Source organism: Nocardioides sp. NPDC059952 (assembly GCF_042730435.1).
Taxonomy (GTDB): domain Bacteria; phylum Actinomycetota; class Actinomycetes; order Propionibacteriales; family Nocardioidaceae; genus Nocardioides.
The window spans coordinates 13,872-35,770 of the sequence record NZ_JBHWLY010000029.1; the positions used below are offsets into that span (position 1 = coordinate 13,872).

16 protein-coding genes are annotated in these 21,899 nt (G+C 69.9%); 10 read left to right on the plus strand and 6 right to left on the minus strand.

All coding sequences use genetic code 11. The features are described from left to right. Positions 1-13: 13 nt before the first annotated feature. Positions 14-436 (plus strand): hypothetical protein, encoded by a 423-nt coding sequence (locus tag ACFV9G_RS15005; RefSeq protein ID WP_378728270.1) that lies wholly within the window; start codon positions 14-16, stop codon positions 434-436. Positions 437-684: 248 nt separating this feature from the next. On the opposite strand, the gene ACFV9G_RS15010 is transcribed toward ACFV9G_RS15005, so the two are convergent. From ACFV9G_RS15010 to ACFV9G_RS15020, 3 genes are all read right to left on the minus strand, one after another. Beyond that, positions 685-2,253: a protein kinase gene (locus ACFV9G_RS15010; RefSeq protein WP_378728271.1), complete on the minus strand. Its 1,569-nt coding sequence runs from the start codon at positions 2,251-2,253 to the stop codon at positions 685-687. 79 nt (positions 2,254-2,332) lie between these two features. Continuing rightward, the gene (locus tag ACFV9G_RS15015) at positions 2,333-3,670 is read right to left on the minus strand and encodes an FHA domain-containing protein (protein WP_378728272.1); all 1,338 of its coding nucleotides are present in this window, start codon (positions 3,668-3,670) and stop codon (positions 2,333-2,335) included. After that, a complete protein-coding gene (locus ACFV9G_RS15020) occupies positions 3,663-4,454 on the minus strand; it encodes a PP2C family protein-serine/threonine phosphatase (protein ID WP_378728273.1) in 792 nt (263 codons plus the stop codon). The genes ACFV9G_RS15015 and ACFV9G_RS15020 overlap by 8 nt, the downstream gene beginning before the upstream one ends. Before the next feature lie 231 nt (positions 4,455-4,685). On the opposite strand from ACFV9G_RS15020, the gene ACFV9G_RS15025 reads away from it, so the two are divergent. The 4 genes from ACFV9G_RS15025 to ACFV9G_RS15040 are packed head-to-tail and all read left to right on the plus strand — an operon-like array spanning position 4,686 to position 15,483. Next, positions 4,686-10,991: an Ig-like domain-containing protein gene (locus tag ACFV9G_RS15025; RefSeq protein WP_378728274.1), complete on the plus strand. Its 6,306-nt coding sequence runs from the start codon at positions 4,686-4,688 to the stop codon at positions 10,989-10,991. A 10-nt stretch (positions 10,992-11,001) separates the two neighbouring features. Then, on the plus strand, positions 11,002-11,970 hold the full coding sequence (locus ACFV9G_RS15030) for an AAA family ATPase (RefSeq protein ID WP_378728275.1): 969 nt from the start codon (positions 11,002-11,004) through the stop codon (positions 11,968-11,970). 1 nt (position 11,971) lies between these two features. Further along, positions 11,972-13,243 carry a DUF58 domain-containing protein gene (locus ACFV9G_RS15035; protein WP_378728276.1) on the plus strand — a complete coding sequence of 424 codons (1,272 nt, stop codon included), beginning with the start codon at positions 11,972-11,974 and terminating at the stop codon, positions 13,241-13,243. Continuing rightward, positions 13,240-15,483, plus strand: a complete 2,244-nt coding sequence (locus ACFV9G_RS15040; RefSeq protein ID WP_378728277.1) for a DUF3488 and transglutaminase-like domain-containing protein — start codon at positions 13,240-13,242, stop codon at positions 15,481-15,483. The genes ACFV9G_RS15035 and ACFV9G_RS15040 overlap by 4 nt, the downstream gene beginning before the upstream one ends. A 1-nt stretch (position 15,484) precedes the next feature. On the opposite strand, the gene ACFV9G_RS15045 is transcribed toward ACFV9G_RS15040, so the two are convergent. Further along, positions 15,485-15,850 carry a PPOX class F420-dependent oxidoreductase gene (locus ACFV9G_RS15045; RefSeq protein WP_378728278.1) on the minus strand — a complete coding sequence of 122 codons (366 nt, stop codon included), beginning with the start codon at positions 15,848-15,850 and terminating at the stop codon, positions 15,485-15,487. A gap of 97 nt (positions 15,851-15,947) precedes the next feature. Between ACFV9G_RS15045 and ACFV9G_RS15050 the strand changes: the two genes are divergently transcribed. The 3 genes from ACFV9G_RS15050 to ACFV9G_RS15060 are packed head-to-tail and all read left to right on the plus strand — an operon-like array spanning position 15,948 to position 17,226. Next, a complete protein-coding gene (locus ACFV9G_RS15050) occupies positions 15,948-16,493 on the plus strand; it encodes a DinB family protein (RefSeq protein WP_378728279.1) in 546 nt (181 codons plus the stop codon). Between the two features lie 44 nt (positions 16,494-16,537). After that, the gene (locus ACFV9G_RS15055; RefSeq protein WP_378728280.1) at positions 16,538-16,807 is read left to right on the plus strand and encodes a type II toxin-antitoxin system Phd/YefM family antitoxin; all 270 of its coding nucleotides are present in this window, start codon (positions 16,538-16,540) and stop codon (positions 16,805-16,807) included. After that, positions 16,807-17,226 carry a type II toxin-antitoxin system VapC family toxin gene (locus tag ACFV9G_RS15060; RefSeq protein ID WP_378728281.1) on the plus strand — a complete coding sequence of 140 codons (420 nt, stop codon included), beginning with the start codon at positions 16,807-16,809 and terminating at the stop codon, positions 17,224-17,226. Before ACFV9G_RS15055 ends, ACFV9G_RS15060 begins: the two co-directional genes overlap by 1 nt. Here ACFV9G_RS15060 and ACFV9G_RS15065 read toward each other — a convergent pair. Beyond that, the gene (locus ACFV9G_RS15065) at positions 17,207-18,340 is read right to left on the minus strand and encodes a PucR family transcriptional regulator (protein WP_378728282.1); all 1,134 of its coding nucleotides are present in this window, start codon (positions 18,338-18,340) and stop codon (positions 17,207-17,209) included. The two genes, ACFV9G_RS15060 and ACFV9G_RS15065, sit on opposite strands and share 20 nt — an antisense overlap. A 119-nt stretch (positions 18,341-18,459) precedes the next feature. On the opposite strand from ACFV9G_RS15065, the gene ACFV9G_RS15070 reads away from it, so the two are divergent. Together ACFV9G_RS15070 and ACFV9G_RS15075 are read left to right on the plus strand one after the other, a co-directional pair. Then, positions 18,460-19,620, plus strand: a complete 1,161-nt coding sequence (locus ACFV9G_RS15070; protein ID WP_378728283.1) for a ferredoxin reductase — start codon at positions 18,460-18,462, stop codon at positions 19,618-19,620. 28 nt (positions 19,621-19,648) lie between these two features. Further along, complete coding sequence (locus tag ACFV9G_RS15075) at positions 19,649-20,899, plus strand: fatty acid desaturase family protein (protein WP_378728284.1); 1,251 nt, start codon at positions 19,649-19,651, stop codon at positions 20,897-20,899. A gap of 75 nt (positions 20,900-20,974) precedes the next feature. Here the strand turns inward: ACFV9G_RS15075 and ACFV9G_RS15080 are convergent, their stop codons facing one another. Continuing rightward, positions 20,975-21,868 carry an SDR family oxidoreductase gene (locus ACFV9G_RS15080; protein ID WP_378728285.1) on the minus strand — a complete coding sequence of 298 codons (894 nt, stop codon included), beginning with the start codon at positions 21,866-21,868 and terminating at the stop codon, positions 20,975-20,977. Positions 21,869-21,899 lie beyond the last annotated feature (31 nt).

Here is a 21,899-nt window from a genome sequence, read left to right on the forward strand (position 1 = left end):
AGATAATCTCGCGGTGTCCTTCGAGTTGCCCGGCGTCGCCCTCCATGCGTGGGTCGATGAGTCCGTCCATGTCGACGCCGGGTTGTACGTGCTCGCTGCCGCGGTGGCGTCCACGGAGGCCTGTGATGCCCACCGTGACGCACTCAGACCGCTCGCTCGGCCCGCTCGACAGCGTACGCATTGGAAGTTCGAGGACGACAAGGACAGGCGGCGCCTCATCGAGGCCCTTTCAGGTCTCGAACTCAGACACGTCGTTGCCGTCGCCAGTCCGATCGACCACAAGCGTCAGGAGCGCGCCCGCCGGAAGTGCCTTGAGCGGCTCATGCCTCGACTTGCCGAGGTGGGCGTCACACAGGTCTGGTTCGAGTCCCGCAGCGAGGGGCAGGACAAGAAGGATCGCCCGCCCTCTCGACGAGCCCATGCTGTGGATCCCTGACGCCGTCGCTGGCGCGGTGTCGGCAGCGTGGAAAGGCCGGAACGGCCTGTACAAGGCGATGCTCGAGCTCGTCGAAGAGATAGATGTAGCGCTCTAGAAGCGCGAAAGCCGGGTCCCATCTTCGACGGGGATCCCGGCTTCACTTCCTCACACCCTCGGGGGAGGCTCGCTGTCCACAATACCTCGTCGACGTGAGAAGGCGTCAACCCCCGCATAGCGCGGTCTCGTCGCCCGGTTTCGACAGCGGGCTACTTGCTGACGCAGGCCTGGGCGGCGCCCTGGGAGACGTTGCCGTTCTCGCCGAGGGAGCGGACCTGGATGCAGACCTTGGTCGCCCCTTCGAGGCGTACGACCGCCTTGGGCTGGCTCACGTTGCCGCTGGTGGAGTTGTCGCCGACCCATTTGTAGCCGGTCGCTCCGGAGACGCCGGACCAGGTGAAGACGGCGCGGTTGCCCTTGAGCGTGCCCTTGACCTTGCCCGGGGCGGCTGGGCCGGTGACACCGGGGAGGTCGGTCTCGACGGGCGGGGGCGGGACCTCGTCGGGCTTCTCGTCCTCGCCGCCGCGGGAGAGCACGATGCCGATGACGGCGGCGATGAGGAAGAGGAGGACGACGCCGATGATCGCCGGGGTCTTGCTGCGGCTCTCCGTCGGGCGTGCGCCGGTGAGGACGGACGGGCCCTCCTCGGTCCGCGGGTAGCTGAACCGGGTGCGGTCGCCGGAGAGCGAGCCTGCGTCCGCCATCGGGGCCGAGGCCAGCGAGGCCGGGGGCTGGGTGATCGGCGCCTGCGCGATGACCTGGGACGGCGGCTTGAGCTCGGTCGCCTTCTCCATCTCCGGGTCGCTGGGCGGGGAGGGGAGCCGCGCACGGCCCGATCCCGTCGTGGGTCCTTCACCCCGCGCGGCCGGAATGTCGGGGACGACCGGGAACGACCCGCTGCCGCCGGCGTCGCGGTCGAGGACCTGCACCTCGGTGCGGCCCAGCCGCAGCTCCTGCTCGATCCGCTGGAAGTGGCGGGCCAGGTCGAGGGCAGTCCGAGGCCGGTAGGTCGGGTCCTTCGCCATCGCCTGCTGGAGCACGCGGTCGAGCGAGGGTGGCACGTCCGGGCGCCCGGTCGCCGGGGGAGCCGTGTGCAGGATGCGGGAGAAGACGGCGCGGTCGGAGTTGTTGCCCCGCTCGGCGAACGGCGAGCGCCCGACGAGGAGGTGCCAGACGGTCGCGGCCAGGGAGTAGACGTCGGAGGCCACTGAGCCGTTGGACGCCGAGGTGAGGACCTCGGGCGGCGACCACGGCAGCGAGACGCCGATGTCGCCCTCGTCGTCGCGCGGACGGCCGGCGATGCCGAAGTCGGCCAGGCCGGGCACGTCGTAGCGGGAGAGCAGGATGTTGGACGGCTTGATGTCGCGGTGGATGATCCCGGCGCGGTGCGCGGTCTCGACGGCCGAGGCCATCTGGATCCCGAAGCGCAGCGCGTCCTGCACCTTCATCGGGTTGTTGCGTACGCGGGCGCCGAGGTCGTTGTTGGGGTAGTAGCCCATCACCAGGTACGGCCGGCCGTCCGGCGTCTCACCGGCGCTGTGCACGGGCACGATGAACGGGTGCTCGGCCAGCTCGGCCATCACCGCCGCCTCGGCCGCGAACTGCGCCCGCTGCGCCTCGGCGAGATCGGAGGAGCGCATCAGTTTCACCGCGACCCGGACCTTCGGGTGGTGGCGTTCGTAGAGATAGACGTCGGCGAACCCGCCGGAGCCGAGCCTGCTCAGGCAGTTCATCCCCGGCAGCTCGGGGCCGAGCTCGGGAGGTGGTGTCTGTGTCACGCGGCCACCTCCGTAGCGCAAGCGCCAGGATACGGACGTGGCCGCGCGGTGATTCGATGGCTCACTCGCTGTCGCTCGCTCACCCGAGAACCTCATAGGTCAGATTGATCGAACCGGCCAGGCTGATCACGGCGCCGGGCTCCAGGGCGTACTCCTCCATCGGCCGCATCTGCTGCGGACGCCCACCAGGCAGGGTCAGATAGGACCCGTTGGCGGAGCCGAGGTCGCGTACGAGAACCTGCCACTCCTCCAGCCGCACCTCGGTGTGCAGCCGGCTGATGTCGGGCAGCATCACCTTCACCAGATGCGGAGGTACGCCACCAGCCCCCGTGTTGCCGTTGGCATCAGCGCGCGGCGACCGCCCGAAGACGGCACCGCGGTCCAGGACGACGACCCGGCCGTCGCCCAGCTTGAGCTGGCCCAGCGCGGGGCGCGGGACCGAGACCGGCTGCTGGTGCGGTGGCAGCGCCATCCGGCAGATGCGGCAGGTCGGGGAGTAGGGCGGCGAGGCGTGGCCCTGCGGACAGTAGACCGCCCACACCGTCGGCCCGCCCGCCGGCGGCACCGGGGTCGGGGTCGGGACGTCGCGGACGCGGGTCGCCATGTCGACCGGAGGCGGCGGCGCAGGAGCAGGCGCGGGCATCGGGGGAGGAGGCGACGCGGGCGGCATCGCGGGCGGGGGCGAGGGCTGCCGGTCCGGCGGGCCCCACGCGTTCGGGTCGGGCTTCTTGGCACCCTTCTTGCGCCACGGAAGCCCGTCGATGATGCCCTTCTTGGCCTCCGGCGCGGGCTGCACGGGCGCCACCGGTGGCGGCGGCACGGCGGCCGGGGGAGGGCTCTGGAACGAGGGCACGCCCGGAGGCGGCGCGGCGGGCGGCATCCCGGGCGGCGGCGAGGCCGCCAGGTCGGAGCGCCGGATGGTGTGGTCGAGCGGCGTCATGGTCGCGTCGGGCTGCGCCTGCGCCTGTGCGTAGTAGTGGGGGTCGAAGACGACGTCCAGCGAGCGCGCGTGGGCGGTGTCGACCAGCGGCTGGTCCTCCTCCATCCCGCCCCAGGCCCCGTTGGCGAGCTCGGCCCGCTCGGGTACGGCGGCGAAGTGGCCGTCGGCCCACTTGCCGGAGACGTCGATGCCGTCGATGAAGACCGGCACCTCGTTGACGACGGCGGTCACCTTGGCAGGGGAGCGCACGGCGTACCGCACCCGCGGGCCCTCGCGTCCGATCAGTGCGAAGCCGGGGGCTCGCGGCCCGTCCGCGGAGAGCAGTCCGGCGATCGCGTCGACCGGGTGGGGGTCGGCCAGCGCGGCCTGGACACCACCGACCCGCGGGTCGCCGGGCCCGAGCTGAACCAGCGCCCAGCACCGGTCGCCCTTCAACGCGAGCCAGTGCCCGGCACAGTAGGTAGCGGTATCACTCATGGGACGACGAGGCGTCGACTTCCATCGGGGCGGTGAAGAGCGAGGGAGGGGGCGTCACGAGTACCACAGTGACATTGTCGCGCCCGCCCGATGCAACCGCTGCGTCCACCAGCCTCTGGGCGAGGTTGTCGATGCTTCCGCCCACCCCGAGCGTCTTGGAGGCGATCTCATGGATCTCGTGGTCCTCGAGCTCGCCGGTGAGACCGTCGGAGCAGAGCAGGAAGAGGTCTTCGGGCGACACGGCCATCAGCCAGGTGTCCGCCTCGGGGGACGGGTAGGTGCCGAGCGACCGGGTGATGACGTTGCGCAGCGGGTGGACGCGAGCCTCGGCAGCGGTGATCATCCCCGCCTCGACCATGACGGCGACCTCGGAGTGGTCGACGGTCACCTGCGTCACGCCGGCCGGGGAGAGCCGGTAGACGCGCGAGTCGCCGACGTTGAACACCAGCCAGTGGGGAGCGCCCCCGGACTCGACGAGCGCCACTCCGGTCAACGTCGTGCCCATGCCCTGCTTCTCGGAGTTGCGCGCCGCCTCCGAGGTGATCGCGGAGTTGGCGGCGTGGACGGCGTCCTGGATGTCCTCGGGAACCGGGCAGATGGTCGCGAAGCGGCTCTGGAAGGTCTCCACCGCGAGAGCGCTGGCGACATCGCCGCTCGCGTGACCGCCCATCCCGTCGGCGACGACTGCCACCGCGGGCAGCATGACGAACGAGTCCTCGTTCACTTCGCGGACCCGGCCGACATCAGTCGCCCCCGCGGCACGCAGGGCTGGGTAAGCGGTCATGCTGTTCCTTTGCGATGCCAATGATCGGGACGTCCCGGTCAGGATGCGAAATAGTGGTGCTGGAAGCGGACACTTTAGAACATCACGTACGGTATCGGTGAGCGTGTTCACTGAGCCGTGTGCCACGTTTGGCTCATTCGTGTGGCTTCAACCCCTGGGCCCGCCTAGAGTAAGCCCGGCTTTTTGCGTTGGCTGGCCGTTTTGGCATGGAAGGACTTGGGGAGAGCCTTGGTGGCACGTTTCGGGATGGCGCCCGGTTGGATGCGGCGTCATCGGACCTCCATCGCGTCCTGGGTGGCTCTTGCCGTGGTCGCGGGCGGTCTGACCGTCTACGCGATCCAGTCGACGGGCTACCCCGTGCACAAGGCGGATCTCGACGACGGCGGCATCTGGGTGACCAACCAGTCCTGGGGCACCCTCGGCCGGCAGAACCGCCCCGTCGCCCAGCTCGACGGCGTCGTCTGGGCGGGCAACGAGACCGGTTCCAGGTCCGAGCGAGCCGGCCTCGACGTGGTGCAGAACGGCATCGCGGTGGCCTCCGTCGACCGCGACGCCCGCACGATCACGCCGGTCAACACCAAGCTCGCCGAGGGCATCGACGACGACGCGGTGACCGTGAAGGACAGCCGCGTGATGATGGGTGGCAACACCATCGGCGTCGCCGAGCAGAAGACCGGCAAGGTCTGGCTCACCTCCGTCGACCCGACCACCGGCGTCGGCGACCTCTCCGACCTCTCCGGCTCGACGAAGCCCACCGAGACGGTCGGCGCCGACGCGGTGCTCACCATCGGCGCCGACGGGACCGCGTACGCCGTCTCGGCCGCCAAGCGGACGCTGACCGCCTTCGCCCCGGACGGTGATCGCTTCGCCGGTCCCGAGGAGACCAAGCTCCCGAAGGCTCCGGAGTACGCGGAGACCCCCACCTCGGCGACAGTCGTCGGCGGCGAGGTCATCACTCTCGACCAGGCCGGCTGGCTGCTCGGCGCAGCCAAGGGCTCCGACGTCGCCGTGGACTTCGGCGACACCGCTGAGAGCGCGGTCCTCCAGCAGCCCTCCGTCAAGGCCACGGAGGTGCTCGTCGGCGACGCGACCGGCCTCAAGGCCGTCAAGCTGAGCAACGGCGAGATCCGCCACGTCGCCGAGTCCGCCGGCGACCCGGCCGCGCCGGTCCGGCTCGGCGACTGCGTCTTCGGTGCCTGGGCCAACGGCTCGACCGGCTCGGTGGTCACCCAGTGCGGCGAGGGCGAGCCCGTCCTGGGCGAGATCCCGACCCTCGGCCCGGCCGCCGAGCTGGAGTTCCGGGTCAACCGGGGCCAGCTGGTGCTCAACGACCTGCGCAACGGCGATGTCTGGGAGATCGACGGCGCCGACATCAAGAAGATCTCGAACTGGGAGGCGTTCCAGCCGCAGACCGAGAAGCAGAACCAGAAGAAGGACAAGCAGCAGCAGCAGACCAAGGCCGCCCAGGCGCCGAAGGCCAAGGACGACCAGCTCGGTGCCCGGGCCGGCCGCACCACGGTCCTGCACGTCCTCGACAACGACTCCTCGGCCAAGGACTCGATCCTCAGCGTCGTCTCGGTCGGCAAGGCCTCCGTCGACGGCGTCGAGGCCACCATCGCACCCGACCGGCAGTCGGTCCTGGTCACCGCCCCCGAGTCGGCCGAGGGCAAGAAGACCAGCTTCAAATACACCGTCGACGACGGGCTCAAGGGCAAGGCGGGCCAGGACGACGCCAGCGTGGAGCTCAAGATCGAGGGCTCGGGCGGCACCGGCAAGCCGACGCTGCGTGAGCACTTCACGCCGACCGACTACACCGTCGCCGCCGGCGGCACCGTGGAGATCCCGGTGGTCGGCGACTGGCGCGACGAGCGCTACGGCGACCCGGTCACCGCGCAGTCCCCGACCGCGTCCAAGGGCAAGGCGAGCGTGACCCCGGACGGCCTGGTCCGCTACACCGCGGCCCCGGACGCCACGGGTAACGAGAGCCTCGGCTACCAGGTCAGCACCGGCGGCAAGCCGTCGAAGGACAAGGTGCGGATCAACATCGTGGCCGGGGCCAACACCGCGTCCCCCGAGCCGAAGGACGACGTCGCCGAGGGCACCCAGGGCTCCTGGGTGACGATCCGTCCGCTCGACAACGACATCCCCGGCGCCGACCCGTCCAACCTCGACGCGAGCCTCACCCTCGCCGGTGACGTACCGCCCAAGGGCGGCCTCGAGGTCAGCACCGACCGGGAGACCGGCGTGGTGCGAGCCCGGGGAAGCTCGCCGGGCACCTACCAGCTCAGCTACAACGCCGGCTTCGGGGCCGCGAAGCCCGCCTCGGCGAAGATCCGGGTCGACGTCAAACCCGCCTCCCAGGCGGCGGACGAGCCGATCGCGACCCCGGACACGACCGCCGTCCTCGGCACCTCGACCCGCACCCTCGACGTCCTCGCCAACGACTACGACTCCAGGGGCCGACTCCTCGCCGTGACCCATGCCGAGCCCGTCGGCGACAGCGACCTGACGGTCGCGGTGCTCGACGGGCGCTGGCTCCGGATCCAGGCGTCGAAGCCCGACATGGACCCGGCCACCCAGGCGATCCGCTACACGATCAGCAACGGCGCGGCCGAGGCCGAGGGGTCGGTGACGGTGAGCCAGCGTCCGGCGCTGCGCGGCGCCGAGAACGCCCCGGAGGCGGTCGACGACGAGGCCACCGTGAGGGCCGCCGACTCCGTCTCGATCCCGGTCCTCGACAACGACTCGACGCCCTCGGGCGACCCGGTCGGCCTGGTCGTCGACCAGACCATCGAGACGAAGGGCCAGCTGCAGGTGCTGGGCCAGCCGACGGTCGGCGAGGCCTACATCGACGGCAACCGGGTCCGCTACGTCGCCCCCGACGACGTGAAGGGGCCGGTCGACGTCGACGTCCGCTACGTCGTGCAGAACACCGGCGACCCCTCCGCGGAGCACTCCTCGGGCAACATCCGCATCCACATCAAGCCGCTGCCGAAGAAGAAGGCCGACAACTCCGCGCCCGCGCCCAAGGCGCTGGAGTCGCGGGTGGTCCAGGGCGACGAGGTCACGCTGCGGCTGCCCACGGTCGGCACCGACCCCGACGGCGACTCGGTCTCGGTGACCCGGATCAACAGTGCGCCCTCCTACGGCCGCGTCCTGGCCCACGGCGCCAACACGATCACCTACCAGGCCTTCCCGAACGCCGCCGGCACCGACGAGTTCACCTACGAGGTCAGCGACCCGTTCGGTGCCGTCGCGACCGGCACGGTGCGGATCGCCGTCGTCGCACCCGGCGCGCCCCAGCGTCCGGTCGCCGTCGACGACCTGGTCACGCTCGACCCCAGCAAGAAGCTGACCTACGACGTGCTCGCCAACGACCTGCGTACGCCGGGGACCGAGCTGCACCTGGCTTCCACCGACAAGGTCGAGGGATCCAACGTCACCCAGCGCTCCGACGGCATCGTCACGGTCGAGGGTGGCTCCGAGGAGCCGTTCCAGCACATCCCCTACCGCGCGACCACGGGTCTTCACGAGGACACCGGCGAGCTGGCGATCCGCTATCAGGAGGGTTACGACAACCCGCCGATGGCCGGGATCGTGGTCGCCCGCCCGGAGGGCGACTCCTCGACCACCACCGTCGACGTGATGACCAAGGTGACCGACATCGACGACGCGCTCGAGGACCTCACCGTCGACGCGGTCAAGGGTCCCTCGGTCGGCGAGGACGAGTCCAAGCCGAAGATCGACGACGGCAAGGTCACCCTGCCGGTCGGCGACACCACCCGGGTCTGGACCTACCGGGTCACCGACCCGGACGGAGCCCAGGCGGTCGGCTCGATCTACGTCCCCGCGCGCCCCAAGGACGCCCCCTACCTGAAGCCGGGCTCCGAGCTCCAGCTCAACCCGGGAGAGACGAAGAACGTCGACATCACCGACTACGTCGAGGACCCCGAGGGCGACCCGGTGGTGCTGACCACCACCGACAAGATCGTGGCCGCGCCCGAGGGCATGCTCAACACCGGCGACACCACCGCGACGACCGTGAAGGTCACCGCCGGTGAGACCAAGGGCCCCGCGACCTTGACCTTCGAGGTCGCCGACCGCGAGAAGATCACCTCCGCGGACGCCCACCTCTCGGTGATCTCCCTGCCGGTCCAGATCGGCAAGGAGGAGCCGGAGATCAACTGTCCGAGCACCCCGGTCGAGGTACCCGAGAGCGGCAACGGCGCGCTGGTCGACATCGCCGCCATCTGCCACGTGTGGACCGCCGACCCGGGCGACGCCGACGACCTCGACTTCACCGCAAAGGTCGGCGACGGGCTCGACGGGGTCGAGGTCAAGCCCGAGGACGGCGGCCTGCGACTCACCGCCGAGCGCGCCGACGCCGGCGCCCAGGGCGCGCTGGAGATCGGTGTCGAGGGCACCGACGCGACCGGCCAGCTCCTCGTCACGGTGATCGCGCTGCCGGCCCCGTCCCTCTCACCGATCAAGCCGCTGCAGACCGAGGCCGGAAAGACGGTCGCCATCGACCTGGCCGACTATCTGCAGACACCGGTGCCGTCGGAGTCGCAGGAGATCGTGGTCACCAAGCTCGACCCGGTCGACGGTGACTCGCCCGACATGGGCAAGGCCAGCGGCTCGAAGATCACCTTCAACACGCCCGAGGAAGGTCACGGCCACTACCGCTACGCGATCGAGGTCAGCGACTCCGGCAAGGACTCCAAGCGGGTCAAGGCCACCGGCGTCATCGAGGTGGACGTCATCGACGTCCCCGGCGCGCCGACGGGGCTGCGTACGACCTCCGACTTCCTCTCCAACGTGGTCGCGCTGTCGTGGAACGCGCCCAAGGACAACGGCGACGACCCGATCCAGCGCTACGAGGTGGAGGCCAACGGCGACCACGTCCAGGACTGTCCCTCGACCTCGTGCCGGATCACCGGGCTGAAGAACGGCGTCGTCTACGACTTCCGGGTGCGCGCGGTGAACTCCGTGGGCCCGAGCCGCGAGTGGAGCAACTCCGCCGAGGGCGAGCCCGACGCCTACACCGGTCCGGTGCAGAACCTCAGCGTCACCCGCCAGCGCGACCACAAGGTCGAGCTGAGCTGGAGCAAGCCGGCCGCGTGCGACTGCTCGGACGTGCAGAAATACCGGATCAGCTGGCCGGGCGGCGGGATCAAGGACATCTCCGCAGGTCAGACGACTTACGCGGCGGCAGTCGCGACCAACGGCGACCCGGTGCAGTTCACCGTCGTCCCGCTCAACGACAAGGGCGTCAAGACCAACAAGGGCCCGTCGGCGACGGTCGAGGGGATGGGTGCCGGCAAGCCGGACACCCCGGCGACGCCGACCTTCCAGTGGAACGACACGGCCAACAACTCGGGCAAGTCGGTGACCGTCTCGTGGAGCCCGGTCGCGGCCAACGGCCCCGGGCCGGTCACCTATGAGGTACGCCGCACCGGCGGCACCGGCGAGAAGATCGTCTGCTCGTGGGTGACCGAGACCAGCTGCCGCGACGACGTCGCCAACGACGGCACGATCTACACCTACGCGGTCCGGGCCCGCAACGCGGAGGCGACCTCGCCTCGCGAGACCGGCTCCGGTGGTTCGCCGGAGACACACATCTCCAGCTACTCGGCGGGCGGCAAGGTCGAGGCGGCGGCGACCCCTGACGCGGTCTCCTTCGCGAGCGCGACCCCGACGGGGGCCAACGGCACGGCGGAGATCGTCTTCACCCCGCAGGCCTCTCACGGCAAGACCAACCGGGTCGAGTGCCTGCGCAACGGCTCCTCCTGCGGGAGCTGGACCTACTCGCCCGAGGGCGCAGGCCAGCAGACCAAGACGATCACCGGCTTCACCAACGGCACCTCGACGGCCGTCCAGCTGCGCGCCTGCAACGACTCCTCCGGTGGCACCGGCGCGGGGGCGTCCTGCGGCGCATCGACGTCGAAGAACGTGACCACCTACGGTCCGCTGGGCGCGCCGTCGATCTCGGCGAGCGTCGACGGCAACAAGGTCAACTGGAACGTCAGCTACAACCCCAACGGCAAGGCAGCGACCGTCACGGTCAAGCGTGGCGGCACCGAGATCGCCCAGTTCGGCACCGGCACCGGCGCGGGCTCCCGCTCGGGCACGGACACCGCGCCGGAGTGGAACACGTCCTACACCTACACCGTGACGATCAGCGACTCTGGCCGGTCCAGCAAGTCCGACTCGGTCACGGTGCGGACCGACCCGCCGCCGGACCCGATCCTCGAGGTGAACAAGGCCGGCGAGTGCACGGGCGCGTCCTGCCCCGAGCCGGACGTGGCGTGTGGCGGAACGTGCTGGTACGTCGGCTCCACCATCACCGACCTCGCCTTCCCCGGCAAGACGTGGGAGTGCAGCACCAACTCCACCACCTCACGGTGGAACGTGACCATCGGGAGCAACGGCAAGGGCACGGGCAGTGGCCGCGGCTGGGTCGGCGCCAACACCCCGTTCCGAGTGACGTGCACGACGTCCGGCAGACCCAATCTTTCGAAGAACGTTACGTGGTAGGAGAGAAGAGATGACCGTCACGACCGAGCAGGCTCGTTGGTTCCACGAGACCTTCGAGAAGCTTGCCGACAACGTCGAGAAGGCGGTGCTGGGCAAGCGCAACGTGATCCGCCTGGTGCTGACCGCGCTGCTCTCCGAGGGTCACCTGCTCCTCGAGGACTACCCGGGCACGGGCAAGACCCAGCTGGCCCGCGCGCTGGCCAACACGGTCCAGGGGTCGCACGCCCGCATCCAGTTCACGCCCGACCTCCTCCCGAGCGACGTCACCGGTGTGACCGTCTACGACCAGGGCAAGGGCGCCTTCGAGTTCCACCCGGGCCCGATCTTCCACTCGATCGTGCTCGCCGACGAGATCAACCGTGCGTCCCCGAAGACGCAGTCGGCGCTCCTGGAGGTCATGGAGGAGGGCCGGGTCACCGTCGACGGCGCCACCCGCGAGGTCGGCCGTCCGTTCATGGTGATCGCGACCCAGAACCCGATCGAGCAGGCCGGGACGTACCGGCTGCCCGAGGCGCAGCTGGACCGCTTCCTGATGAAGACGTCGGTCGGCTATCCCGACCAGAACGCCACCGTCGAGCTGCTGATGAACTCCTCGGTCCGCGACCGGGCCACGCTGGTCACCCCGATCATCACCGCCCCGACGGTCACCCAGATGGCTGAGATGGCCGACCAGGTCTACATCGACCCCGCGATCGTCGCCTACGTCTCCGCGCTGATCGACGAGTCGCGTCGCCACAAGCACATCCGCCTCGGGGCCTCCATGCGTGGCTGCCTCGCCCTGGTGCGCACCGCCAAGGTGTGGGCGCTCGCCGAAGGCCGCTCCCAGGTGCTGCCTGACGACGTCAAGTCGCTCGCCGAGCCGGTGCTCTGCCACCGCCTGATCCTCGACCCGGAGGCGATGTTCAACGGCGTCACCGTCGAGGACGTCATCGGCGACCTGCTCACCTCGGTCCCGGCTCCCACTGAGCGTGTCGCCTGAGATGAGCAGGCTCAGTGTCCGCAACATCGTTGCTGACCTGCGGAAACGACTCGCCCCGGTAGCCTCCGGGGCGGGTTCGGTCTACTCGTTCGTCGCCGACCGGGTCCGTCCGTGGTTCGGCACGGTGACCTCGATCGGCTGGGGTGTGCTGCTCCTCGGCGCGCTCGCCTGGGTCGCCGCGACCGCGCTCGGCTGGATCGAGGCGGCCGTGGTGGCGATGGCGGCGCTGTTCCTGGTGATCGGCGCGGCCTTCTTCATGATCGGGCGCACCCGGCTCGCGGTGGCGACCGTGGTCGAGCCGCCGCGGGTCGCCGTCGGCCAGGCGCTGACCGGCGAGCTGCGGGCCCGCAACGAGGCGCGCGGACCGCTCGTCTCGACGAGCCTGGAGTTCCCGATCGGGGCGGGTGGGGTGACGTACGACCTGCCGATGCTGCTTCCCGGTGCCGAGCACACCGAGCTGTTCGTGGTGCCGACCCAGCGCCGTGGGGTGATCGATGTCGGACCCGTCCGGACCGTACGCGGCGACCCGCTCGGCCTCTTCCGGCGGGTGCAGGAGTGGACCGACCGCACCGAGGTGTTCGTCCACCCCCGCACCACCCACCTGGAGCCGTTCGGGGTCGGTCTGGTCCGTGACCTCGAGGGGACCACGGCACAGAACACCTCGATGAGCGACCTCGCCTTCCACGCCCTGCGCGAGTACGTCCCCGGCGACGACCTGCGCCACATCCACTGGCGCTCCTCGGCACGCCACGGCCAGCTGCTGGTGCGTCAGTTCCTCGACACCCGCCGCTCCCACATCGTCGTCATCGTCGACTCCTCGCCGATGTCCTACGACTCCGAGGACGAGTACGAGACCGCGATGTCGATCGCGGGCTCGCTGTTGCGTCGCGGGATCCTGGACGAGTTCGACGTCTCGCTCGCGACCGGCGACGTGCTGATGGTGCGGGCCACCGCGGCGAACGGGGGAGGGCGGTCTGCCCTCGACGCCTGCTCCCGGGCGACCCCGCAGCACACCAACCTGATCGAGATCACCGCCGAGGCCGCCCGGCAGGCGCCGGACGCGTCGCTGGTGATGCTGGTGACCGGGCGCTACCCCGAGTTCGTCGCGCTGCAGCGCGCGGCCGGACAGTTCTCGGTCGATGCCACCACCGTCGCCGTGCGGGTCGACTCCTCGCAGCGCGCCGGCTTCAAGGCCGTCGCCGACCTGCCGATGCTCACCCTGCCCGATCTGGACCAGCTGCCGATCGTGCTGTCGAAGGGGCTGTCCGGATGAAGATGACGAAGCACTACGCCGTCGACGGCCTCCTCCTGTTCCTGCTCGGCACCATCGCGTTCCTCGGCTTCGACGACACCTACGCCGGCTGGACCTACCTCGTCGCCGGCGTCGCCGGGCTGCTGCTCGGGATCCTCATCGCCTTCGTCGGCCGCGGACAGCCGGTGGTCGTGCTGGCCGTCGCGATGCTGGCCGCCTTCTTCGTGCTCGGTGGCGCGGTCGCGCTGCACGGGCTCGGCAACCTCTCGTTCCTCCCGGTCCCCGACACGCTCGGCACGCTCGCCGACAACTCCGTGCACGGCTGGAAACGGCTGCTGACCACGCTCCCGCCGGTCGACGGCGGGGCGCTGCTGACGATCCCCTACATCCTCGGCCTCGTGGCCGGCTGTGTCGGCTTCGCCCTGGCGCTGCGCGTGAAGGCGGCTCTGCCGCCGGTGCTGGTCGCGTTCGCGCTGCTGGCCGGCGTGATCCTGCTCGGCGTGACGGACCCGTCCAAGACCGCCTTGCTCGGCGCACTCTTCGGGGCGGTCGCAATCACCTGGCTCTGCATCCGCGGGATGCGGGCCCGCGCCCTCGCGGCCGGTGGTCGCCGGCTCTCGCGGACCGCGATCGGTGCGTTCCTGTGCCTGGGTGCGGCCGGGCTGGCGTTCCTCGCCGGGCCGCTGCTCCCGGGTCTCGCGCCCGAGCGCACCGTGCTGCGCGGCGAGATCGAGCCGCCCTTCAACGTCGGCCAGTACCCATCGCCCCTGGCGGGCTTCCGGGTCTACACCAAGGGCTACCAGACGCCGGAGGACGACCGCCGGCTCTACGAGAAGGACCTGTTCACGGTCTCGGGCCTGCCCGAGGGCACCCGGGTCCGGGTCGCCGCGATGGACTCGTACGACGGCACCGTCTGGCGCGCGGCCAACGACTCCGGCGAGACCGAAGGTCCCGACGACACCTTCCAGAAGATCAGCTCGACGTTGCGCAACCCGCTCGCCGACGGCAAGCAGGTGCGCGGGACGATCACGATCGGGGAGGACTTCGGCGGCGTCTGGGTGCCGCTGCCGACCGCGCTCACGCACATCTCGTTCGACGGTCCCGACTCCGACTCGTTCCGCTACAACCTGGCGACCTCCACCGGAGTCCTGCCGTCGGCGCTGAAGCCCGGCGACTCCTACTCCTTCACCGCCTCGGTCGCCGACGAGAAGGTCGGCGATAAGAGCGAGACCTGGTCCGGCGGGTCGCCGATCGGCGACGAGGCCGCCCAGTTCCAGGCGCTCGCCGCCGAGTACGCCGGTGGTGGTGACTCACCGATCACCAACGCGCTGGCGGTGGCCTCGAAGCTGAAGGAGGAGGGCACCTACACCGACGGGGAGCCGCCCAATCAGCAGTACCCGGCCGGTCACTCCCTGCGTCGCCTCGCCGACTTCACCGCCAAGGGCGGCCAGCTCGCCGGCAACGACGAGCAGTACGCCGCGCTGATGGCGATCCTGGCCAACCAGGTCGGCGTGCCGGCCCGGGTGGTCCTGGGCGCGGTCGTCGGCTCCGACGGCACCGTCCAGGGCAAGGACATGCACGCCTGGGTCGAGCTGAGGATGTCGGACGGGTCCTGGGCCACCCTGGACTGGTCCGAGTTCATGAACACCGAGAAGCCGCCCGAGCAGAATGCTCCCCAGCCCGAGGAGCTCGTCACCGGCAAGGTCGTCCCGCCGCCGGCGCCCGTACGCCCGCCCGCGACCTCCGGAGACCCGCTGGACGAGTCGGTCAACCAGAAGGCCAACTCACGGCCCGACGGGTTCACGCTGCCCGGCTGGCTGATCGCCGTCTTCACGTACGTCGGCATCCCGCTGCTGCTCATCGCCGCCGTGTGCGGGGCGATCATCGGCGCCAAGATCTGGCGGCGACATCGCCGGCGGACCCGCGGGACCCCGGTCGCCCGACTCTCCGGTGGCTGGCGCGAGACGCTCGACCACGCCCGTGACTTCGGGGTCGGGGTCCCGGCCGGTGGCACCCGCCGCGAGCAGGCCTCCGTGCTGTCGGCGTCCCCGGGGATGGACGGTGCGCCGGGGCTGGCCCTGCTCACCGACACCACCATGTTCGGCGAGGCCGGACCCGACGATGCCGAGGTCGCCGCGTTCTGGGAACAGGTCGGGACGCTTCGCTCGTCGGTCTCCGACTCGCGCACTAGATGGCAGCGGATCCGGGCGGCGATCAACCCGCTCTCGCTGGTGCCCGCCCGGCTGTTCCGGAAGCGCTGAGTCAGTCCCCGAGTCCGTAGTCCCTGATCCACTCCGGGGTGATCCGGAGGATCTCGCGCGACATGCCCTTCATGGGCGGGTCCACGTCCGTGAGCGCCTCGGCGGTGCCGCGGATCTCGACCATCCGCGGCCTCCACGGGTTGGTGGAGGCGAGATCGTCGACCACGAAGGCCACCTGGTGGTGCTTCTGGGCGTTCCTGAACTTCCGTGACCTGCCCATCTGGTGGCCGCCGATGAGGATCCGGTGCTCCTCGTCGATCTTGAACCCGACCGGGTTGTTCTGCAGGCCGCCGTCGGGGGCGAGGGTCGCCAGCCGTCCGAGGAGCTGGGTGCGGAGGTAGCGGAGCTGGGTGTCGGTGAACTTCATGGCTCCAGCATCGATGCTCACGTCGAGTTGAGGTCAAGGGTCTGCGAGCGCGGGTAGCGGAAGGCGTACGTCCGGAACCGGGCCTAGCGTGAGCGCCATGGCCACCACCGATGTCAGCCGGCCGGTCGACATGACCCCGGTCATGGACGAGACCGGAACACTTCTCAGCACCCTCGACCGCATCCGGCGCACGTTCGCCTGGAAGTGCGGCGGACTTACCGACGAGCAGCTGCGCCAGCGGCTCGAGCCGTCCCGGATCACCCTCGGCTGGCTCCTCAAACACCTCGCGTTCCTCGAGGACCACTACTTCACCGCGATCCTTGCAGGCAAGGGCTACCCCGACGTCTGGGACCGCTACGACCCCAGCCAGGAGGGCTGGGATCGGAGGACCGAGGCGGACGACACCGCCGAGGGCCTGATGGCCCTCTGGGAAGGCGCGGTCGCCCGGTCCCGCCGCTCGACCGCCGAGGCCCTCGACCGCGACGGGATGGACACCCTCGCGAACAACCCCGAGTGGCAGGTCGAGGCCAACGCCCGCCGCTACGTCGCCGACATGATCGAGGAGTACGCCCGCCACACCGGCCACGCCGACCTCATCCGCGAGTCCATCGATGGCCTCGTGGGCGAGGACCCACGCGACTGAAAAGCGGCGTAGAAAAATTCTACTTCGTTGGCTATCGTGGATGTATGAGCGAAGTACGCGTGGGGGAGCTGAACCAGCAGACGGGCCGTGTGCTGAGGCGCGTCCAGAATGGCGAGTCATTGCTGGTCACGGATCACGGCCGCCCGATCGCGGTGATCTCGCCTGCGCCGAAGAGCAAGTTCGACCAGATGGTGGCTCTTGGTCAGATCCGCAGGCCCACGGGCACGGGCGGCGGATGGAGGTCTGTGAGGGCCGTGTCGCGGGACGAGGACCTGGACGTGGTCCTTGCAGAGCTGCGTGAGGACAGCATCTGATGCTGGTCTATGTGGACACCTCGGCGCTGGGCCGGATCCTGCTGGGTCATGCCGACAGGCCAGCGTTGGAGGACTACCTGGACAGTGTCCTGGAGCGCGGCGATCGCCTGGTCTCGTCGGACGTCCTGAGCATCGAGCTGGCTCGGCTCCGCGTGCGGATGGATCTCGATCCGGTGGACGTCGAGCGAGTCTGCGAAGACGTCCATTTCATCGGCATCCTGCCCGAAGCCGTCGAGTCGGCGAAGGACATCAAGCAGTCGCTCAAGTCGCTCGATGCCATCCACCTGGGCACCGCTCTACTGCTGGCCGATGAAGCCGAAGGAGAGGAAGCGGTCGAGCAGGTGGTGACCTACGACAAGCGGATGGCCCAGGTCGCCGAAGAGCTCGGCTTCGAGGTGATCAGCCCAGGGCGACCGTGAGGGCGAGGAGGGTCGCGGGGTCGTCGAGCCGGTCCCCGTACACATCGCGCAGCTGACCCATCCGGTAGCGGACGGTCTGGGGGTGGATGAAGAGGTCGGCGGCGACCTCGTCGCGCCGGCCCTGGTGGAGGAGCCAGGAGCGGAGGGTCTCGGTGAGCTTCTCGGCGGTGGCGGGGCGCAGGTCGGCCAAGGGAGCGAGAACCTGGGCGCGCAGGTCCTCGCGGGCGTCGGTGTCGGCGGAGAGGACCAGCTCGACGAGGTGCTGCTCGGTATCGGAGCCGAGGCCAGCGCTCTGGGCGCGGCGGGCGCGCTCGTAGGAGACCCGGGCCTCGCGCCAGGGCTTGGCCGGCCCGGCGACCGACCGGCGACCTTCCAGTGCCTTCATCAGCGCCCGGCGCCGACGACCGTGTGCGTCCGGGACGAGCAGCAGGGTGTGGTCGTCGAGGTCACGAAGGTCGTCGTGCTCGAGGGTGCCCTGGTTGACCTTGGCGAGGATGGTGCCGACCTGGGAGTTGGGGACCAGCACGGCGGTCAGCGTGCTGGGTGGGGTCCACTCGGCCCGTACGGCCGCGTCGTCGAGCTCCTCCGGCGTCGTCTCGGCCAGCAGCTTGCGGGCGAGCCGCTCGCGCAGCTGCCGGCGTACGCGTCCGGTCGTGGCGCGCTCGTCGGCGTGCCCGGCCGCCGAGGCCTCCGAGATCTCGTCGATCCAGGCGAAGACCAGCGCGGAGAACTCCACCAGCATCGCTGGTGCCATGCCGCCCTCGACGGCCTTGCCCGCGAGCTCTCGCCAGGCCACGCGGGCGCCGATGCGGTAGGCGGCCAGCAGAGCCTCCATCGTGCGCCCGCTCCTGGCCTCGCCTCGACCCAGGTCGTAGGCGCCCTGGAGGGCCGGCGGGGTCGCGGCCGAGACGTCGGCCGGAAGGCTCGCGCCCGACGCGAGCGAGAGGAAGCCGCCCAGGGCCACGCCCACCGCGGTGCGGATGGTCTCGCCCATGTGCCCTGAGAGCGCGTCCTGGTAGGGAGGCACCTCGGCGATGATCGCGGCGACCACGTCCTCGCCGACCTGGGGGAGCACGGCGCGGATCGAGGCGACGACCTCAGGCGTCAGATGCACGTCATAGGACGAAAGAGCGGCCACATCTCGGGAACTTTTGTTCGTCACGTATAAATCCGCCTATCAGATTCACGTCGCTAACACAGGAGTTTACCTCGAATAAGTAGCACCATGGATGCATGGCTGAGATCTCTACATCCCCCGCCCTGTTCGCCCCTGGTGGGCCCAGGCGACCCGCGCTGCGGGAGAGGCTCTCGCGCAAGGTGTGGGAGGTCGCCGAGAAGATCGCCACGCCGCTGGCGCCGGCCGACTACCTGGACATGTTCAACCCCCTCCGACCCGGTGCTGACCTGCGAGGACGCGTCGTCAAGGTCACCCCGGAGACCGCCGACGCGGCCACCATCGAGATCAAGCCGGGCGCCGACTGGAACGGCCACACCCCGGGTCAGTACGTCCGCGTGGGCGTCGACGTCAACGGCGTACGCCACTGGCGGGCCTACTCCCTGACCCACGGTCCCCGCAAGGACGGCCTCATCTCGATCACCGTCAAGGCCGTGCCCGACGGCAAGGTCTCCAGCCACCTGGTGCGCCGCCTGCACCCCGGCAAGATCGTCCACCTCGAGCAGGCCGCCGGCGACTTCGTCCTGCCCAGTGACCTGCGCGGCCACAAGTTTCTGATGGTCACCGCCGGCTCCGGCGTGACCCCTGTCATCGGGATGCTGCGCAACCTCTTCCCGGTCACCGACGAGGGCGTCGTCGAGCACCAGCGGCTCGACGTCACGGTCGTCCACGTCGCCCCCAGCCGCCCGGACTCGATCTTCATCCGCAACCTCGAGTCCCTCGCCGAGGCCGGCGCGATCCGCCTCGTCACCCGCTACACCGGCACCGAGGGCCGCATCGACATCGACACCCTCTCCGAGCTCGTCCCCGACCTGAGGGAGCGCAAGGCGTACGCCTGCGGTCCCGCCGGTCTCCTCGACAGCCTCCAGGCCTGGTACGACGAGGCCGGGCTGCCGATCCAGACCGAGCAGTTCCGGCTGGCCACCGTCGTGACCAGCGAGGGCGGCACCGTCGCCTTCACCGGCAAGACCGTCGACGCACCTGGTGACAGGCCGATCCTCGACGCCGCCGAAGAGGCCGGCGTCCTCATGCCGAGCGGATGCCGTATGGGCATCTGCTTCGGCTGTGTGCTCCCGATGAAGGAGGGCGCCGTCCGCGACCTCCGTAACGGCGAGCTCACCGTCGCCCGCCCGGGTGAGACCGGCCCCGAAGGGGTACCCATCCAGACCTGCATCTCCGCCGCCGCCGGCGAGTGCGTCATCGACCACCCTGCCTCCTGACCCCCCACAAGACGAGAGCGAGACAGACATGACCATCGCACCTGACGCTCCGGCCTACACCGGCCCGATCGCCCACCTGACCCGCGACGACATCGAGCAGCTCGGCCGCGAGCTCGACGCCATCCGCCAAGAGGTCATCGACACCCGCGGTGAGCGGGACGCGGCCTACATCCACAAGGTCATCAAGATCCAGCGCTCGCTGGAGCTCGGCTCCCGTGCCGTCCTGCTCGTGAGCATCTTCCCGCCGGCGTTCGTCGTCGGCACCGTCGGTCTCTCGATCGCCAAGATCCTGGACAACATGGAGATCGGCCACAACATCATGCACGGCCAGTGGGACTGGATGCGTGACCCGAAGATCCACTCCACCGTGTGGGAGTGGGACAACGCCTCGACGAGCGAGGGGTGGAAGCACTCCCACAACGAGCTGCACCACACCTACACGAACATCGTCGGCAAGGACAACGACCTCGGCTGGGGCATCATGCGCGTCGACGAGGAGCAGCGCTGGACCCCGTCGAGCCTGTTCCAGCCCGCGATGAACTTCATCAACATGTGCATCTTCGAGTACGGGATCGCGGCCTACGACCTCGAGCTCGGCCGGGTGATCCGGCAGAAGAAGAAGGGCCGCCGTCCGACCGCCGAGTGGCAGCTGGCGGCGAAGCGTACGGTCGCCAAGATCCGCCGCCAGGCGTTCAAGGACTACGTCGCCCACCCGCTCGTCTCGATGGTCACCCTGTCGGGCCCGACGACGCTGCTGGCCAACGTGATCGCCAACTTCACCCGCAACGTCTGGACCCACTCGGTGATCATGTGCGGTCACTTCCCCGAGGGTGTCGAGACCTTCGAGCTCAAGGACATCCCGGAGAACGAGACCCGCGGTGAGTGGTACGTCCGGCAGATGCTCGGCTCGGCCAACATCTCCGGCTCGAAGTTCCTGCACGTGATGAGCGGCAACCTGTCCCACCAGATCGAGCACCACATCTTCCCGGACCTGCCCTCGAACCGCTACGCCGAGATCGCTCCGAAGGTCCGCGCGCTCTTCGACAAGTACGGCCTCAACTACCACACCGCGCCGATGCCGCAGCAGGTCGCTTCCGCGTGGCACAAGGTCGTGCGCCTCTCGCTGCCCAACGGCTTCCTCGAGTCCACCAACGTGCGCAACGCCCCCAAGCAGGTCGTCAAGCTGGTGAAGGCGGTCCGTGGCGACACCCGCACCCGCCGCCGCCTCCTGAAGGAGTTCGAGGCAGCCGGCGCCGCCTCGGTCGGCAAGGCGATCTGAATCGATACGACGGGACGTTCTTGTCGGTCCACCCGCGGGTAACCGGCAAGAACGTCCCGTCGTATCAGTTCTCGGTCAGACGTCGTACGCGCCCGACTTGATGTCGTCCATCAGGGTCGGGCCCTTCGGGTCCCAACCCAGGGTCTTGCGAGTGATCTCGGACGAGGTCGGTAGATCCAGGCCGAACATCATCGCCATCCAGCCGAAGTGGTCCGGGGCGTCCTCCGGGTCGATCGAGCGCACCGGCAGGTCCAGACGCTGGCCGAGGGCCGCGGCGATCTCGCGAGTCGGGATGCCCTCCTCGGCAACCGGATGTGCGCGGAAGCCTGCTGGTGCCTTCTCCAGTGCGAGCCGCACCAGGTGTGCAACGTCGGGCCGGTCGGCGGATGCCCAGCGGTTGTCGCCGTCGCCGATGTAGCCGGACACCCCTCGCGTCCTGGCGACCTGAGCCAGGTAGGTGACGAAGCCGGGGTCGCCGGCGCGGCCGTGGACGATCGGAAAGCGCAGCGCCACGGGGCGTACGCCCTTGTCGGCATAGCTCAGGGCGAGGTTCTCGCTGCCGCCACGCATCGAGTCGGGGCCGTGGAAGGGGCTGGGGTCCTCCTCCGTGGCGGTGCGGCCCGGGGCTGCTCCGGCGGCGCCGCTGGCGAACAGGAATGCCTTGTCGCTGCCCTCGAGGGCCTCGAGCATGGCGCTCACCGCGGCACGCTCGGTCCGTCCGGCGGCATCGTAGTTGTCGAAGTCGTGATTGAACGCCAGGTGGATGACGGCGTCGGCCCCCTTGGCTGCGGCCGCGAGCGAGGCGGGGTCGTCGAGCGAGCCGCGCTGTGCGGTCACGCCCTTGGCCTCCAGCGCCGCAGCGCTGGCGTCGGATCGGGCCAAGCCGGTGACGGCGTAGTCGTTGGCGAGGAGCTCGTCGGTGACGGCAGAACCGATCCAGCCGGAGGCTCCGGTGACGAAGATGTTCATCGAACTTCCCTTCATGTCAGTAACTGACATC

Coding starts and splice junctions, on each gene's coding strand:
- ACFV9G_RS15015 (WP_378728272.1), bottom strand. CDS start 3,670: ATGAGTGATACCGCTACCTACTGTGCCGGGCACTGGCTCGCGTTGAAG.
- ACFV9G_RS15020 (WP_378728273.1), bottom strand. CDS start 4,454: ATGACCGCTTACCCAGCCCTGCGTGCCGCGGGGGCGACTGATGTCGGC.
- ACFV9G_RS15030 (WP_378728275.1), top strand. CDS start 11,002: ATGACCGTCACGACCGAGCAGGCTCGTTGGTTCCACGAGACCTTCGAG.
- ACFV9G_RS15035 (WP_378728276.1), top strand. CDS start 11,972: ATGAGCAGGCTCAGTGTCCGCAACATCGTTGCTGACCTGCGGAAACGA.
- ACFV9G_RS15040 (WP_378728277.1), top strand. CDS start 13,240: ATGAAGATGACGAAGCACTACGCCGTCGACGGCCTCCTCCTGTTCCTG.
- ACFV9G_RS15045 (WP_378728278.1), bottom strand. CDS start 15,850: ATGAAGTTCACCGACACCCAGCTCCGCTACCTCCGCACCCAGCTCCTC.
- ACFV9G_RS15050 (WP_378728279.1), top strand. CDS start 15,948: ATGGCCACCACCGATGTCAGCCGGCCGGTCGACATGACCCCGGTCATG.
- ACFV9G_RS15055 (WP_378728280.1), top strand. CDS start 16,538: ATGAGCGAAGTACGCGTGGGGGAGCTGAACCAGCAGACGGGCCGTGTG.
- ACFV9G_RS15060 (WP_378728281.1), top strand. CDS start 16,807: ATGCTGGTCTATGTGGACACCTCGGCGCTGGGCCGGATCCTGCTGGGT.
- ACFV9G_RS15070 (WP_378728283.1), top strand. CDS start 18,460: ATGGCTGAGATCTCTACATCCCCCGCCCTGTTCGCCCCTGGTGGGCCC.
- ACFV9G_RS15075 (WP_378728284.1), top strand. CDS start 19,649: ATGACCATCGCACCTGACGCTCCGGCCTACACCGGCCCGATCGCCCAC.
- ACFV9G_RS15080 (WP_378728285.1), bottom strand. CDS start 21,868: ATGAACATCTTCGTCACCGGAGCCTCCGGCTGGATCGGTTCTGCCGTC.